Source organism: Streptomyces sp. XM4193 (assembly GCF_023072595.1).
Classification (GTDB): Bacteria; Actinomycetota; Actinomycetes; order Streptomycetales; family Streptomycetaceae; genus Streptomyces.
Genome location: NZ_JALLGK010000002.1, coordinates 358,803 through 372,884, shown reverse-complemented (window position 1 = coordinate 372,884; position 14,082 = coordinate 358,803). Strand labels below are relative to the sequence as shown.

13 protein-coding genes and 1 tRNA gene are annotated in these 14,082 nt (G+C 72.9%); 7 read left to right on the top strand and 7 right to left on the bottom strand.

Annotation, left to right across the window (positions count from 1 at the left end; translation table 11 throughout):
- Window positions 1-82 precede the first annotated feature (82 nt).
- Window positions 83-754 carry an HAD-IA family hydrolase gene (locus tag MTQ01_RS08880; RefSeq protein ID WP_247488343.1) on the top strand — a complete coding sequence of 224 codons (672 nt, stop codon included), beginning with the start codon at window positions 83-85 and terminating at the stop codon, window positions 752-754.
- Window positions 755-850: 96 nt separating this feature from the next.
- Here MTQ01_RS08880 and MTQ01_RS08875 read toward each other — a convergent pair whose 3' ends face one another.
- The gene (locus MTQ01_RS08875; RefSeq protein ID WP_247488341.1) at window positions 851-1,432 is read right to left on the bottom strand and encodes a TMEM165/GDT1 family protein; all 582 of its coding nucleotides are present in this window, start codon (window positions 1,430-1,432) and stop codon (window positions 851-853) included.
- A 709-nt stretch (window positions 1,433-2,141) separates the two neighbouring features.
- Here MTQ01_RS08875 and MTQ01_RS08870 point away from each other — a divergent pair.
- Entirely contained in the window at window positions 2,142-2,816 is a 675-nt protein-coding gene (locus tag MTQ01_RS08870; RefSeq protein ID WP_247488339.1) for an HNH endonuclease family protein, read from the top strand.
- A 188-nt stretch (window positions 2,817-3,004) separates the two neighbouring features.
- Here the strand turns inward: MTQ01_RS08870 and MTQ01_RS08865 are convergent, their stop codons facing one another.
- Complete coding sequence (locus MTQ01_RS08865; protein ID WP_247488338.1) at window positions 3,005-3,688, bottom strand: superoxide dismutase family protein; 684 nt, start codon at window positions 3,686-3,688, stop codon at window positions 3,005-3,007.
- A gap of 205 nt (window positions 3,689-3,893) precedes the next feature.
- Between MTQ01_RS08865 and MTQ01_RS08860 the strand changes: the two genes are divergently transcribed.
- Window positions 3,894-4,538 carry a VTT domain-containing protein gene (locus MTQ01_RS08860; RefSeq protein ID WP_247488337.1) on the top strand — a complete coding sequence of 215 codons (645 nt, stop codon included), beginning with the start codon at window positions 3,894-3,896 and terminating at the stop codon, window positions 4,536-4,538.
- A 166-nt stretch (window positions 4,539-4,704) separates the two neighbouring features.
- Here MTQ01_RS08860 and MTQ01_RS08855 read toward each other — a convergent pair whose 3' ends face one another.
- Both MTQ01_RS08855 and MTQ01_RS08850 read right to left on the bottom strand, forming a co-directional pair.
- On the bottom strand, window positions 4,705-5,256 hold the full coding sequence (locus tag MTQ01_RS08855; RefSeq protein ID WP_247488335.1) for a flavoprotein: 552 nt from the start codon (window positions 5,254-5,256) through the stop codon (window positions 4,705-4,707).
- Window positions 5,257-5,459: 203 nt separating this feature from the next.
- Window positions 5,460-5,531, bottom strand: a tRNA-Val gene (locus tag MTQ01_RS08850).
- A gap of 111 nt (window positions 5,532-5,642) precedes the next feature.
- Between MTQ01_RS08850 and MTQ01_RS08845 the strand changes: the two genes are divergently transcribed.
- The 3 genes from MTQ01_RS08845 (at window position 5,643) to MTQ01_RS08835 (ending at window position 8,115) form a co-directional block, all read left to right on the top strand.
- Window positions 5,643-6,902 carry a hypothetical protein gene (locus MTQ01_RS08845; RefSeq protein WP_247488333.1) on the top strand — a complete coding sequence of 420 codons (1,260 nt, stop codon included), beginning with the start codon at window positions 5,643-5,645 and terminating at the stop codon, window positions 6,900-6,902.
- Window positions 6,903-7,100: 198 nt separating this feature from the next.
- On the top strand, window positions 7,101-7,322 hold the full coding sequence (locus MTQ01_RS08840) for a zinc ribbon domain-containing protein (RefSeq protein ID WP_247488331.1): 222 nt from the start codon (window positions 7,101-7,103) through the stop codon (window positions 7,320-7,322).
- Between the two features lie 190 nt (window positions 7,323-7,512).
- A complete protein-coding gene (locus MTQ01_RS08835; protein ID WP_247488329.1) occupies window positions 7,513-8,115 on the top strand; it encodes a DUF4383 domain-containing protein in 603 nt (200 codons plus the stop codon).
- On the opposite strand, the gene MTQ01_RS08830 is transcribed toward MTQ01_RS08835, so the two are convergent.
- From MTQ01_RS08830 to MTQ01_RS08820, 3 genes are read right to left on the bottom strand one after another with little or no spacing between them, the layout of a single operon-like run.
- Window positions 8,039-8,884: an HAD family hydrolase gene (locus MTQ01_RS08830; RefSeq protein ID WP_247489150.1), complete on the bottom strand. Its 846-nt coding sequence runs from the start codon at window positions 8,882-8,884 to the stop codon at window positions 8,039-8,041. The genes MTQ01_RS08835 and MTQ01_RS08830 overlap by 77 nt on opposite strands.
- 47 nt (window positions 8,885-8,931) lie before the next feature.
- Window positions 8,932-11,508 (bottom strand): phosphoribosyltransferase, encoded by a 2,577-nt coding sequence (locus tag MTQ01_RS08825; RefSeq protein ID WP_247488326.1) that lies wholly within the window; start codon window positions 11,506-11,508, stop codon window positions 8,932-8,934.
- Window positions 11,505-12,674, bottom strand: a complete 1,170-nt coding sequence (locus MTQ01_RS08820; protein WP_247488324.1) for an HpcH/HpaI aldolase/citrate lyase family protein — start codon at window positions 12,672-12,674, stop codon at window positions 11,505-11,507. Before MTQ01_RS08820 ends, MTQ01_RS08825 begins: the two co-directional genes overlap by 4 nt.
- A 257-nt stretch (window positions 12,675-12,931) precedes the next feature.
- Between MTQ01_RS08820 and MTQ01_RS08815 the strand changes: the two genes are divergently transcribed.
- Complete coding sequence (locus tag MTQ01_RS08815) at window positions 12,932-13,933, top strand: TerD family protein (RefSeq protein WP_247488322.1); 1,002 nt, start codon at window positions 12,932-12,934, stop codon at window positions 13,931-13,933.
- Window positions 13,934-14,082: the final 149 nt, after the last annotated feature.

Below are 14,082 nucleotides of genomic sequence, written 5' to 3'. Positions count from 1 at the left end.
GTACGCGCCGCGGACCAGTACGCACCGCAGATCCGTACGCACCGCCCAGGTCCGTACGCCCAGCGACCCGGAGCACGTCACCATGACCGAAGCCACTCTGCTCACCACCCGCGCCCTGCTGCTCGACATGGACGGCACCCTGGTCAATTCGGACGCCGCCGTGGAGCGGGTCTGGCGCGGCTGGGCGGCCGAGCACGGCGTCGACCCCGAGCGGGCCATCCGGCTCGGCCGCGGACGCCAGGGGTACGCGACCATGGCGACGCTGCTGCCGGACCGTCCGCTCGCGGAGAACCTCACGGACAACCGCCGTCTGCTCGCGCAGGAGGTCGAGGACACCGAGGGCGTCGTACCGATCCCCGGAGCCCCGGAGTTCCTCGACGCCATCGCCACCGCGCCGCACGCGCTGGTGACCTCCGCGAGCCTGGCGCTCGCCGAGGCGCGGATGGGCGCCGCCGGACTCGCGGTGCCCGAGCTGCGGATCACCGCGGAGTCGGTCGGTGCGAGCAAGCCTGATCCCGAGGGCTTCCTGAAAGCCGCGGCCGAGCTCGGCTTCGCCCCCGCGGACTGCCTGGTGCTGGAGGACTCGGTGGCCGGCGTGAGCGCCGCCCGGGCCGCCGGAATGCCCGTACTGGGCATCGGCGCCCATCTCGCCGACTCCGCGCCCACCGCCCGGGTGCCCGATCTGACCGCGGTGGGCGTCGAGTTGCTGCCGGACGGGCGGGTGCGGCTGCGGCTCGCGCCCCACCACGGCTGACGCTGTCCGCGGCCCGGCCGCCGCCCTTCGAACACTTCGGGCCCCGCCCCGGTACCGGACACGCACCGGGCCGGGCCGGGGCCCGAGGCGGTTCGGTCAGCCGGCGACCGCCTCGTAGAGACTCCACAGACCGAGCACGGCCATGACACCGGCCGCGACCCTGGTGATGAGACCCAGCGGTACGCGCTTCATCAGCGCCCGGCCGCCCACGATGCCGATCGCCGCCACCGCCCACAGCGCCAGCACCGCGCCGACCGCCACCGAGAGCGGACTGTCGTAGCGGGCCGCCAGGTTGGCGGTCATGATCTGGGTCAGATCGCCGAACTCGGCGACCAGGATGAGCATGAAGCCGCTGCCCGCCACCTTCCAGAACGACTGGTCGGCGGGCTTCTTCACCTCCCCCTCCTCCTCGTCCTTGTGCCGCAGCAGAAGGAACGCGCCGGTGAGGAAGAGCAGTCCGACGATCGTCGCCAGCAGCCGCTGCGGCAGCAGGCCGAGCAGACTGCCGGCGGCGATGGCGAGTGCGACGTGCACGGCGAAGGCGGCGGCGACGCCGACGAAGACATAGGACGCCTTGAAGCGGGTGCCGAGCACCAGCCCGGCGAGCGCGGTCTTGTCGGGAAGCTCCGCGAGAAAGACGACACCGAACGTCACCGCGGCGACGCTGAAGCTGAACATCTGGGGATCCTCGTCGATTGGGCCGTACCGAGGACCGGGCGAAGAGCGCAGACTTCGGCACGGCAGTGTGCAGGACACTGCGGCCGAAGGTCTCGCTGGCGCACCGCACGCGGTGCGCTCCGGGCGCCGGGGCGGTGTGAACCGCCCAGTGTGTCGACGTTCCGGCGAAGAGCTACTCCCCTTCAGGTCGTCCACCCTACGACACCCACCCGCGCCCGAACCACCCCCGCAGCCGCCCCCGCCACCACGCCGCGGACCTCCCGGAACGGGCCGCCCGCGGTGTGCGCCGCACGCGCCGAACGCCCCGATCGCCCCGGACGCCCGGGGAGCGGGCAGGACCGACCCGCTCCCGTACGGCGAGCGACGCGCACGTACCCGGGAGCGCGCGGTGGTGTGCGCCCGAGCCCGGACCCGGGCCCCTCTCACCTCTCGGCGCTCGCGCGCACTCCGGAACACCTGCCCGAACTCCCGTTCCCGCGCGGCCGGTCGGTGTCCCCGCACGCCGGTCCACCGGGGGCGGAACGTCTGCTTCCTCGGGAACCGACCACCACAGAACGGGCGTTCACCCGATACACCCCTTGCCCTGACGTGCTCATGTCGCCACTCTGTTACCTGCGCACCGCCCCGCCGCAACCTGACGGGGCCAGCATGCCTTCGGGCCCCACACCCCGGACGGCATCCGACTTCCCCCCACTCGCAGGGAGTTCCCATGGCAGAGAACGACAAGTCCACCGCTCGCGGCTTCTACGCGCGTAAGCTCCGCATGCCGGCGATCGCGGCCGCGGCGGCGGCCGGACTCCTCGGCGGACTCGCGCTCAGCACGCCGGCGGCCCAGGCGGCGCCGCCCACGCCGCCCAGCAAGGCCGAGGCGCTCAGCCTGCTCAACGGGCTCCCCGTCGCCGCCCCCGGCTCGATGGACGGCTACGACCGCGACCTGTTCCCGCACTGGATCAGCCAGGGCGACAACTGCGACACCCGCGAGATCGTGCTCCAGCGCGACGGCACCAACGTCGAGACCGACGACCAGTGCCGCGCGGTCGGCGGCAGTTGGTACTCGGAGTACGACGACACCACCGTCAACGACTCCTCCGACATCGACATCGACCACATCGTGCCGCTGGCCGAGGCCTGGCGTTCCGGCGCGACCGACTGGTCGGAGTCCAAGCGCCAGTCGTTCGCCAACAACCTGACCGCCGCTCAGCTCATCGCCGTCTCCGCGAGCTCCAACCGCTCCAAGGGCGACAAGGACCCGGCCGACTGGATGCCCCGCGCCGGCTACCAGTGCGTCTACGCGCGCTCCTGGGTCGGTATCAAGAGCGACTACGCGATGAACGTCGACGAGGCGGAGAAGGCCGCGCTGACCAGCGCGCTCAACGCCTGCTGACCCCGGCCCCGGGCTGTTCTCCCGACAGCCCCTGCCGGCCGCCTCCCAGCCGGCACGCAACGCCGCGGCCCCGAGCGACGGTTCGCTCGGGGCCGCGGCGTCGGTCGCCCGCTGCCCGGCGGCTGCCGGGCCGACCCGGCGGACGGCGCAGGTACGGCGCCCGGCCGGCCGCCCAGGGCGTCAGCCGGTCAGCCCGCGGCGGCGAACGGGACGTTCACACAGGCCAGTCGGGCACCGGCCTGGCCCGCGTGCCCCTCCTCCGTGTGCGTCGAGTGCTCGTGGATCACCACCGAACGCGCCCCGCCCTCGCGGAAGTTCCACTTCTGCTTGGCCGACGCCCGTCCCGAGCCCTCGGCGTCGCTGTCGAAGTCGAGCCACACCTCGTTGCGCGGATTGGCGTGGGCGGGATCCACCGACGGCTGCACCGGGTCGACCCGGTGCTGGTAGTGCGGGCCCGAGTCGTCCGGCCGGGCGCCGCAGGGCTTGGTGTGCACATGTGCGCCGAACGAGCGGTCGGACTCCAGCCCGTCCACCCACAGCATCACGCCGGTGCCCTTGCCGGTCAGCCGCTGCGCCACCGTCACGCCCGAGCCGACCGGCACCGCGCTGTCGTAGGTGACCGCTGCAGGCACCCGGCCGTCCCCGGCCTTCTCGAAACTGCCGCCCGCCGCGATCCAGCTTCCCCCCGGCGCACGCTCGGATTCCGGGGACGTCTGCGGCGCGTACTGGGCCGACTGGTGACGCAGCGGCTCCTCGTGGTCGGTCCTCGCACCCGTACCGGTCGCCGTCGCCGTGGCGGCGGGCGCCAGCAGCGCCACCGCTCCCACGGCCGCCAGCAGCGCCCGGGTCCCGTTCCTCGTCGGCATCGCCATCTCGTACTCCTCCACTGGGGGTTGCGCGCCCGAACGGGACGCGCGTCGGGCGGTGCGGCGCACCGTGGTCCCGCGGGAGCCACTCTCCTCGCGGTGTGCCTCCCGGTCGGCGAACTCCTCCCCAAGGGGACCGTGTGAGGGACCCCGGCGTAGTCTTTACGGCGGTAAGCCGCTCCGACGTCGGGGCTGACACGGGGAGTAGCGGGTGCTGGACGCTCTGGGGACTTTGATCTACGAGCCGTGGATCTACGTCCTCATCGTGACGTCCGTGCTCCTCGACGTGTTCGTGCCGTTCCTGCCCAGCGGTTACCTGGTGATCACCGCCGCCACCGCCGCGGCCGGCACCACCGCGGCCGACGTCGCGACCCTCACCTCGCCGCCGCCCTCCGCCGCCCATCTGCCGGAACTGGTGTTCCTGCTGCTCTGCGCGGCCACCGCGTCCGTACTCGGCGACGTCACCGCCTTCCTGCTCGCCCGCCACGGCGGCGCACGCTTCTCCGCGCACATCGAACGGTCCCGACGGCTGAGGCGCGCCCATCGCAGGCTCGGCGACGTCGTGTTGAAGGGCGGCGGCTCGCTCCTCGTCCTCGCCCGCTTCGCGCCCGCCGGCCGCACGGTGATGAGCGTGGCCTCCGGCGTCACACAGCGCCCGGCACGGGAGTTCGTGCCGTGGTCGGCGGTCGCGGCGCTCGTCTGGGCCGGCTACAGCGTCGGTCTGGGCTACGTGGGCGGCCGTCTGCTCGGCGTCAACTGGGGCACCACGGCCCTCTCCCTGGTGGCGCTCCTCGCGGCCGGCTCGGTGGCCGCGTTCGTCCTCACCCGCCACCGCCCCTCCTCGGCCGCCGCCTGACCGCTCGGCGAGGGAGCGCGCCGGGCGGACGCCGTTCCTTCGGCCCGGCGAGCGACACCGCCACCCGCAGTGGCGCCAGCACCGGCACCGGGACGCCGGGACGCACACCGTACGACCGGTGCATCGGGCGCATCCGGGCGGCCGGGGTCCGGCCGGGTCCCGGACCCTACTCGGGCCGCCCGGCGGCGAGTTCGGCCGCGGCGTTCAGTGCCAGGCTCCAGGGGTAGCTGTCCGGCTCGCCCTCCCCGGGCGGTCGGGGCACGTACCCGTCCGGGCCGCCCAGAAGTACGCGCACCCCTGCTCCGCGCAGCGTGTCCACGGACCGGTCGAACTGGGGATGGCGGGCGTACTCGCTGTTCACACACGGCATGACCACCAACGGCCGCCGTCTGCCGATCACTTCGACCGCGTGCCCGGTGGCCCAGTTCGGGGTGAGGCCGAGCGCGATCGCGTTCACGGTGTTCAGCGTCGCCGGGGCGATCACCGAGACGTCCGGGTCCGGCCAGGGGCTGGTCTCGCCCAACATCCGCTGTGCGGAACGGATCGGGCGCCCGGTGAGCTCCACGAGCCCGTCCAGCTCGTCGGCGATCCACGCCGCCGCGGTCGGAGTCAGGCCCAGGCAGACCTCCCAGCCCTCGCGCTGCGCCAGGCGAACCGCCCGATCGAGGTGCTGCACCGGCTGCGCGGCGCACGAGAGGAGATACAGAACGCGGCTCATGGAGACAGTCCACCACAGGCCCGCACCCCCGAACCCCGACCAACCCGACCGCCCCCAGGGCCGGTTGGTCCCGCCCACCAGGAGGCCGACGAGAAGGGGAGAGGGGGAGCCACCACAGACCACCAGTCGCTCAGTCGGTCGCTCAGGACGCGCCAAGGGCCCGTCGCTGACCTGCGACGGGCCCTTGGTCAGAAGTTCTGGAGTGGGCACAACTGGGATCGAACCAGTGACATCTTGCTTGTAAGGCAAGCGCTCTACCGCTGAGCTATGCGCCCCTGCGAATGCGCTGACAGCGTACCGCACCGGGCCCCTCCGACTTGGCCGTGGGGATGGGACAATGACCTTCGGCTTCAGGGCGTCGCACGGGAGAGGATTGCGTGACAGGGATGAGTGGGGGCGGTGCCAGGCGCTGGGGCTTCGGCAGCGGACGGGTGGAAGGTCTGCGGGCGGACGCGCAGGCCGCGAAGGACGCTGCCGCGGCGGCGTTCTACGAGCTGGACACGGCCCAGCGCGATCTGCGGATCTCCATCGAGACCATCACGGCGGTCGACAACTCGCCGCCGGCCCGCAAGGCCGCGGCGGATTTCGCGGCCTTCGGCGAGCGGATCGACACGAACAGCCACGAGTACATCAACGTCGTCGACGCTCATGATCTGGACCGGGACGGCCTGGACTCCGCCGCCGCCTCCCGGGCTCTGCACGATCTGAACCGGGTCAAGGGCCGGCTGGAGCAGACCAGGACCGACCTCAGCCGCTTCGCCCACAGCCTCGGCGAGTTGCTGGAGCACGCCGAGAGCCAGCTCGCCCAGGTCGCCCCCGCGGTCGAGCGCGGGCGCCAGGCGCTGCTCGCCGCCACCCAGGCGCTGGACGGGGTGCGCGCCGCGGGGCTGAACTCCGACGACCTGGCCGCGCGGCTCGCTCAGCTCGGGCCGGAGCTGACCAAGCTGAACCAGGGCGCCGGGCAGCACGGCGTACGCCCCACGATCCAGCGCGCCGAGCAGGTGCAGCGGCAGGCCGAGGCGCTGGCCGAGGAAGCGAGGCGGCTGCCCGAGCAGGCCGTCGAGCTGGACCGCCGTCTGGCCTCGTTGCGCACCCGGGCCCAGGCACTGGCCAACCGCGCGGAGAAGGTCGACCCGGTCCTCAGCGAACTGCGCCGCCGTTTCAGCGCCGCGTGCTGGCAGGACCTCCAGCAGGTGCCGGAGCAGGCGCAGCGCGCGTCCCGGCAGGCGGAGGAGAAGCTGCGGGACGCCCAGCGTGCCCGGCAGGAGCAGCGCTGGGGCGACGCCGGCGATCTGCTGGCGTCCGTACGTGCCGTGTTGGCCACCGCCGACGATTCGGTGGCCGCCGCGGGCGAGCGGCTCCAACGGCTCAACGAGGTCTCGTTCAGCCGGGAGAAGGAGACCGAGCAGGTCAGGTTCGCGATCAGGGACGCGCAGCGGCTGGCGATGGCCGGGCGCAGCACCCCAGAGCCTCGGCACGCCGGTCCGCTGGACAGCTCGGTGGAGCGGCTGGAACGGGCGGTGGCGGCGCTGGAGACCGGTGGCCGCCACCCCGACTACTGGCAGTTCCTGGTCGAGTTGGACGCGATCAAGGAGACGGTCGGCTCGGTGGTGCAGAACATCCGCGAGTCCCGCGCGGGCGATTAGGCGCGGTGACCACGAGCGTTGTCGGCCCGGTGGCCCGTTCACGCGGTGGTCGGGCGGGACAGGGTGGGCGGGACGGACGGGACGGACACCAGGGGCTGGCGGGACGGACGGGGCGGGCCGGGTTGAGCGGGCCGGGTTGAGCGGGCCGGGCGGCTGCCGCGTGCGGCGGGACGGTCGTGGCGGGCTATCCTGCCCGCTATGCCGAGATACGAGTACCGCTGCCGCGAGTGCGCCGCCGTTTTCGAGCTGAGCCGGCCGATGGCCGAGTCCGGCGCGCCCGCCAACTGCCCGCAGGGACACGGGGACACGGTCAAGCTGCTGTCCGCCGTCGCCGTGGGCGGTACGGCTGCCGGCGCACCCGCGCCCGCCGCCGCGTCCGGAGGCGGAGGCGGCTGCTGCGGTGGCGGCTGCTGCGGCTGACCCGCCGCACTGCCGGGCCGGGCCACCGTCCGACAGCCGCCTCGTCGGCCCGTTGGCCCGGCTGCCCCGCTGACCCGCCGCGCTGCCGTCGTCCGCGGGCCGGAGATGCAGGTCACCGGACTGCGCTTGTCCTCGTGGCGACGGGCGCCGATGCTGGAAGAGCCCTGACTTCCACGGCGAGGAGGCGGCCATGGCGTTCGCCCAGCCCCTTCGGCGGCAACTGAACATCCAGCTGGACGAGCATCTGCCGGTCGACAACGGTCTGAGTCGGGTCTACCGCTTCGGCTCCGCACTCGTCGGCCTGGTGCTGCTGACGTTCGGCGTCCTCGGTCTGGTGGACCGGCTCGGGTTCTTCAGCACCGGCAACGACACCGTCGGCGGACTCAGCACCAACGGAGCGCTCAGTGTGCTGTCGGTCGTTGTCGGCCTGCTGCTCCTGGTCGGCGCGGTGCGCGGCGGGAACTTCGCCTCCACCCTCGACATCGTGCTGGGCATCGCCTTCCTGCTCAGCGGCTTCGTCAACCTGGCACTGCTGGAGACCAGCGCCAACATCCTCAACTTCGGGCTGCAGAACGTGCTGTTCAGCTTCGCCGTCGGCCTGCTGCTGCTGATCTTCGGAATGTACGGACGGGTCTCCGGCGGGCTCGACCACAGCAACCCGTACTGGCGCGCCCGCCACCCCGAGGAGGCCGAGCGGGAGCGCCGCGCGTACGCGTTCAGCCGGCAGCAGTACGCAGCGCCTCGGCCAGGATCATCTCCCCCGCGTGTACTCCGCGGACGTCCAGAGCGGTGATGTGCTCGGACTGCCAGCCGCAGTCTGCGAGTTCACCGTGGCCGGGGCGCCAGCCGAGGTCGGCGGCGTCCAGCAGATCGGCGTCCAGCAGTGAGTCCCCGGCCGCGGCGACGGTCTCCGCGCCCGTTCTGCGGGCCACCTCCCCAAGCGCCGCGCTCTTGGTGAGCGGGGCCGGTACGGCGTAGATCTTGCGCCCCTGCAGGGAGACGGACCAGCCGCGGGGCCGGGCCCAGACGGCCAGCTCCTTCACCCAGTTCGGCGGCAGCTGCTCGCGGTCGACCACCAGATAGGCGAAGAGGTCCTCGGCGACCCGGTCCTTGAGCAGCCAGCGCTCGTCGCCGGTGCTTCGCAGGTGCGCGCGCACCTCCTCGAGCGGTGCGCAGTCCCGCGAGAGCGAACGCCGCACCTCACGGTGCCAGTCCCGGTCGCTCTCGCCGTCGACGAGCAGATGGCCGCCGTTGGCACAGATCGCGAACCGCGGTGGCGGTCCCGGCAGGTGGACCCGGGCGTACTGCTCCCGGGTGCGGGTGGTCGCGGGAACGAACTCGGTGCGGCCCGCGACCTCCACCAGCGTGCGGGCGGCGGTCTCGGTCATGTACGAGAGCGGGCGGGAGCCGTAGACCTCCACGCACAGCAGCCGCGGCGCCTGTGCGTCCGGCACGGTGAGGCCGAGCGCCGCGGCGGAGTAGATGAGCGTGCGGTCCAGGTCGCTGGCGAAGAGGGTGTGCCGCCGCTCGGTGCCCGCAGAGCCGGTCGGGGGCGTCGGCACCGCCGCCGGAGTCCGGGGCCGGGGCTCGGTCGAGGGGTTCGGGGTGCTCACGAGGCGGCCTTTCCGTCGGCGCCGGTGGCGCCCCTGGTGTAGCGGGGGTGGATGATTCCGACGCAGCTGTACGGGAGTTCGTCGACCTCCTCGACGGGGACCCCGCGCTGCTCGGCGAGCAGCCGTACGTGGTCCAGGTCGGCCCCCGCGCCTCGGCGGGCGAGTACGCGCCACGGAACGCGGCGCAGCAGCACCCGGGTGGTCTCGCCGACACCCGGCTTGACGAGGTTGACGTCGCCGATGCCGTACTCGCGGCTGATCCGCTCCACCGCGCGCCAACCCTCCCAGGTGGGTGTGCGATCGGCGGCCGACAGCGCGGCCGATTCGGCGCAGGAGGACTCGAAGGTCTCCTCGAAGTGTGCGCAGATCGAGTCCAGGAAGTGGTGCGAGAGGTCGGCGTCCGCGAGTTCGCGGTAGAACTTCCCGCCGTGGAAGTCGTTCTCACCGACGAGGTCGGCGCGGAGCACCGTGCGGGAGATCAGCCCGGAGACCGTGGAGTTGAGGCAGGCGGAGGGGATGAGGAAGTCCTCGCGGGTGCCGTAGGTGCGCACACAGGAGCCGGGGTCGGCGAGCACCGCGAGACGCGGGTCGAACTCGGGGTGGGGCGCCAGCGCCTCGGCGAGCTCGGCGGTGATCGCGCCCTTGCCCGTCCAGCCGTCGACGAAGACCACGTCCTGCGGGTGGTGGTGGGTGGCCAGAAAGCGCAGAGCGGTGGTGTCGATACCGCGTCCGCGCACGATGGACAGGGCGTAGTGCGGCAGTGTGAGGCCGTGCCGGCGCTGCGCCCAGCGGCGCATCAGCACGCCGACCGGGGTGCCGGCCCTGGCCAGCGAGACCAGCACGGGCAGCCGCCCGGCGGCGCGCGCGGCGGCTCCCACCTTCTCCAGATGCTCGGTGAGCACGGTCTCGGTGACCGTGCCGATGGCGTGCGCGACCCGGCGTGCGGAGCCGGCGAGTGCGCTGTGGAAGAGCTGCTGGTACTCCTGGCTGGGCTGGTACTCGACCGGCAGCGACTCGGCGTAGTGCGCGCCGCCGCTCTGGATCGCCTCCTCGCGCTCCTCGGTCGGCGCCTCCAGCGTGACGTCCGAGAGGTCCTGGAGCAGCCAGCGGCACTCGGACGCGTCGTAGGAGGAGAAGTCCGGGCCGCCCAGCGGCCGGGGCAACGGGAGCCGGGAGGGCAGCACGGCGAACAGCAGCCGCGGCGTGTGCTCCGCGAGCCGGGCCAACAGCCCGTCGGGCGCGTGGAGTTCGGCCGTGTCACCGGTGGAGTCGGTGACGGCGACGATCGCGTCGAAGCCCGGGCCGTCGGTGCGGTGCACGTTGTAGGCGTAGCGCGGTCCCGGACCGTCGGCCGGGTTGTCGTGCGCGGGGAAGGTGAGCCGGGTGCGGATCGCGTAGCCGGGGTCGTCGACCGGGAGCACCGGGGAACGGGTGGTGGTGGAGTAGCGCACCTCGGCGTCGATCACACCGGTGAGCGCGTCGGCGAGCCGCAGCGGCGCGTACATCAACTCCTCGCTGCCCAGCACCAGTACGCGTCGGGCGTCGGCCGGGATCGCCGCGGCGAGGCGGTCGGCCATCGCGGGCAGCGCCGCCTCCAGCCGGGCCCGGTGGGCGGGGGTGAAGCCGTGCCGGCCGCCGTCGGGCAGGCCGAACGGCCAGTGCAGTTCGACGCGTTCGGGGGTGGCCGGGCTCGGCCGGGTCGGCCCGGGCTCCTCGGCGCCCTCGTGTGCGGCGACCAGCTCCCGGCCGCGTTCCAGCACTCCGGGCGGGAGTGCGACGGAGCCGCGGGCCAGCGCCACCACGTCGACGCGGGCGCCCAGTTCGGCGGCGAACTTCTCCAGCGCGGCACGGTCCTCGGCGGCCCGCATGTCCACCAGCGCGACGATCACGTACCGCTCGCGGGGGCGCACCGCGTGCAGCGCGGCGATGGTGTTGCGGATGGTGCGGCCCGTGGAGAGCTCGTCGTCCACCAGCACCAGCGGCCCGTCCCCGGTCAGCAGCTCGGGGTCCTGCGGCAGCAGCAGATGGGAGGTGTGGTGGGAGTGCTCCTCCTCGAAGCCGCCCGCGGAACGCGCCCCCGGAACCGGCCTGCGGGTGGAGTGCAGACAGGGAGCGCTGCCCATGCCGTCCGCGACGCAGTGGCCGAGGCCGGTGGCGGTCTCGGCGTAGCCGAGCACCACCGCGCGGGCGGCCTCCTGGTGGCCGAGCAGCTCGCGCACCCGTACGCCCAGGCCGAGCCCGGTGCCGTAGATCAGATCGGGGCACTGCGGGACGTGCTTGCCGAGCACCCGCGAGACCAGCAGATGGGCGCGACGGGGGTTGCGGCGCAGGGCGAGGCCGAGCAGATCGCCGATCCCCTCCCCCTCCAGACGCACATCCAGTCGATCGGTGACCCACTGGCCGCTCCACGGCTCGTCGGCGCCGGGTGCGGTGGACGGGTCGGCGGTCGGCGCTCCGGCGGTCGGCGCCCCGGCGGCGGGTGCGGTGGACGGGCCGGGGTCGCCGGAGGACGGGGTCGTGCCGGAGGAGTTGTTCACACGGTTCGCCTGATCTGTTGTCCTGAAATCGCTCATGCCAGGCTCGCCCCCAGCAGGTCGACGAAGTCCACGCCCTCACGCGCGACTCCGAAGACCTCGGCCCTCAGCAGAGTCCTTTCTGCCCAGGCCCGGTGGGGCTTCACCTCATTCATCTTGTTGGTGTAGGCGGACCGCACGACCCCGCCTCCGTTGCACTCGGGGCTCAGCACATCAGTGGCGTCGCTGAACTCCTCGTGGCTGACAACCGACAGTGCGTGCACCGGCGCGACATGGCTGGGGTGGATGCAGGTCTTCCCCTGGAGACCGTTCACCCGGTCCAGTTGGATCTCCCGGAGCAGCCCGTCCATGTCCTGTGCGATCAGATCGGCGCGCAGCTCGTCGGCGCCCCGCCCGGTGAAGGGGGTGCGCCGCAGCTGCGGTTTGAACATCCGCTCCTGGTGCCGGAAGTACTCCCAGACCGGGCCGGTCACGGTGAAGCCGGTGCCGTCGGAACGTCCGAAGACATTCACCACATCGGAGATGACCGCGGTCACGGACTTGACGTCGTAGGCGGTCATGTCGGGGCTGCGGCGCAGCGCGTAGGCGGAGCAGAAGTCCGTCACTCCCAGCCGCAGCGCCAGGATGCGGTCCCGGTACTTCTCCGCGACGCGTGCGATGCCGTGCAGCGTCTCGGCCCTGGACTCCAGATACAGCAGCTCGGGCGATTCCAGCACCGGCATCGCGAACAGCCGCTTCCCGCAGGCGCTTTCGGCCGCGGTCAGCGCCTCCAGGAACACGACGCCGCGCTCCTCGGTGAACTTGGGCACCACGAACCCCGACAGCAGCGCCACCGACTCACCGAGGCGGGCGGTCAGAGAGGTGATCTGCTCCGCCTCCCGCACCCGTACGAAGAGCAGCGGCAGGCTGTCGGGCGACGCGGTCGCGTGCAGCTCGGCGAACTGCCGCACCAGATTCGCCTCGGCCGGGACCACCTGGTCGTCCGGTATGGAGTCCTCGAGGCACAGAACCATCGAGACCACACCGTGCCGGGCGGCCTGCTTGAGGATGTCCGCGGCGAGCTGGGGGCGGTTGGCGGGGCTGTAGAGGGTGGCTCCGAGCGCAACGGAAAGGGTCTTCGCGGGAGAGTCCATGTGGAACTCCCCAGGCTCCCGATGGAAGAGCAGTTGCCTGGATTCTGGCCCAATGTGCCGGAAATGGCGCATGGTGCTCCTGTCTCACGTGCATCACGGGCCACTCCCTGCGCGACCCAACAGGCCATCGTAAGACCGGCGTCCGACAGTGTGTTTGAACGAAGGAGGAAGTCCGGGTGAAAATGGGGTAACCGGACTGTCACAGGACCGGAATCCGGGAACCGCCGGGAGACCGAGCGCTCCGGCGCCCCCGAAGACCGTGTGCGCCGCACCGACGCGGCACCGGCAGCGCGTTGTCGTCTCCGGAGCGAGCAGGCAGGATGGCAGGCATGACGCACCTGATGACCAAGGGCTCCAACATCCAGCTGTACGCCACCGCGGTGCGCGCCGTGCTGCGTTGGACGCCGGGCGCCGGCGCCCCGGACATCGACGCGTCCGCCCTGCTCCTCGGTCACGAGGGCGTCGTGCGCGACGACACGGATTTCGTCTTCTACAACCAGCCGCGCCACCCCTCCGGGTTGGTGCGGCACCTGGCCAAGACGCACGAGCTCGAAGGGCTGACCGACACCGTCGAGGCCGATCTCGCCGCACTCGACCCCTCGGTGGACCGGGTGCTGCTCGCCGCGTCGGCCGACGGCGGCACCTTCGCCGAAGTGCCGGGCGGCCTGCTGCTGTTGCTGCGCGACTCCGGCACCGGCGAGACGATCACCCGCTTCGAGATCGTGCCGGAGACGGGCGAGGAGACCGCTCTGATCTGCGGCGAGCTCTACCGCCGGGACGGCAGCTGGAAGTTCCGCGCGCTGGGCCAGGGGTACACCAGCGGGCTGATCGGCCTGGCGACGACCTTCGGCGTCTCCGTCGACGACGGCGAGGGCGGCGCAGGCGGGGAGGACAGCGCGGACTCCGGGGACGGCGGCTTCCTCGACCTCTCCTCGGACGGATCGGTGCCGCCACCCCCCTCCGGCCCGCCGCAAGCACTGGTCCCCGCGCAGGCCGGCGTACCCCAGCCTCCGTCCGAGCTCGAGATTCCCGAGCCGGACCCGGTGCCGGCGCCCAGGCCCGAGCCGATCCCCGAGCCCGGGCCGACGCCGGACCCCGTACCCGCGCCCGAGCCGCCGCCCGCACCGCCGGTGCCGGACCGCGCCGCCGCCACCGTCGCGGCAGCGCCGCCCGGCTACGGCTACCCGCCGCCACCCCCCGGAATGCCCCCGGTGCCCGCGTACGGGGCCGGCACCGTCGCCCCGCCGCCCGGACCCGCGTACGGCTATCCGCCGCAGCCCGACCCGGCATTCACGCTCCCCCCGCAGGGCCCGCAGTTCGTCAACCGCTAGCTGTACGTCTCCACCGGGGGCTTCAGCGGCTGCCCGGCCGGGGCGCAGTCGTGTCGGGACGTCCAGCACGGGCATGCGCCGTCCCGCGGGGCTCGTGGGCGACGCAGGGCGACACGTGGGAGGCGGGCCGCTGTGGGCTACCGCGCGCG

Excerpts from the sequence above, each read along its gene's own strand:
- MTQ01_RS08880 (WP_247488343.1), top strand. The coding sequence starts at position 83 with ATGACCGAAGCCACTCTGCTCACCACCCGCGCCCTGCTGCTCGACATG.
- MTQ01_RS08875 (WP_247488341.1), bottom strand. The coding sequence starts at position 1,432 with ATGTTCAGCTTCAGCGTCGCCGCGGTGACGTTCGGTGTCGTCTTTCTC.
- MTQ01_RS08870 (WP_247488339.1), top strand. The coding sequence starts at position 2,142 with ATGGCAGAGAACGACAAGTCCACCGCTCGCGGCTTCTACGCGCGTAAG.
- MTQ01_RS08865 (WP_247488338.1), bottom strand. The coding sequence starts at position 3,688 with ATGGCGATGCCGACGAGGAACGGGACCCGGGCGCTGCTGGCGGCCGTG.
- MTQ01_RS08855 (WP_247488335.1), bottom strand. The coding sequence starts at position 5,256 with ATGAGCCGCGTTCTGTATCTCCTCTCGTGCGCCGCGCAGCCGGTGCAG.
- MTQ01_RS08845 (WP_247488333.1), top strand. The coding sequence starts at position 5,643 with ATGAGTGGGGGCGGTGCCAGGCGCTGGGGCTTCGGCAGCGGACGGGTG.
- MTQ01_RS08840 (WP_247488331.1), top strand. The coding sequence starts at position 7,101 with ATGCCGAGATACGAGTACCGCTGCCGCGAGTGCGCCGCCGTTTTCGAG.
- MTQ01_RS08835 (WP_247488329.1), top strand. The coding sequence starts at position 7,513 with ATGGCGTTCGCCCAGCCCCTTCGGCGGCAACTGAACATCCAGCTGGAC.
- MTQ01_RS08825 (WP_247488326.1), bottom strand. The coding sequence starts at position 11,508 with ATGAGCGATTTCAGGACAACAGATCAGGCGAACCGTGTGAACAACTCC.
- MTQ01_RS08820 (WP_247488324.1), bottom strand. The coding sequence starts at position 12,674 with ATGCGCCATTTCCGGCACATTGGGCCAGAATCCAGGCAACTGCTCTTC.
- MTQ01_RS08815 (WP_247488322.1), top strand. The coding sequence starts at position 12,932 with ATGACGCACCTGATGACCAAGGGCTCCAACATCCAGCTGTACGCCACC.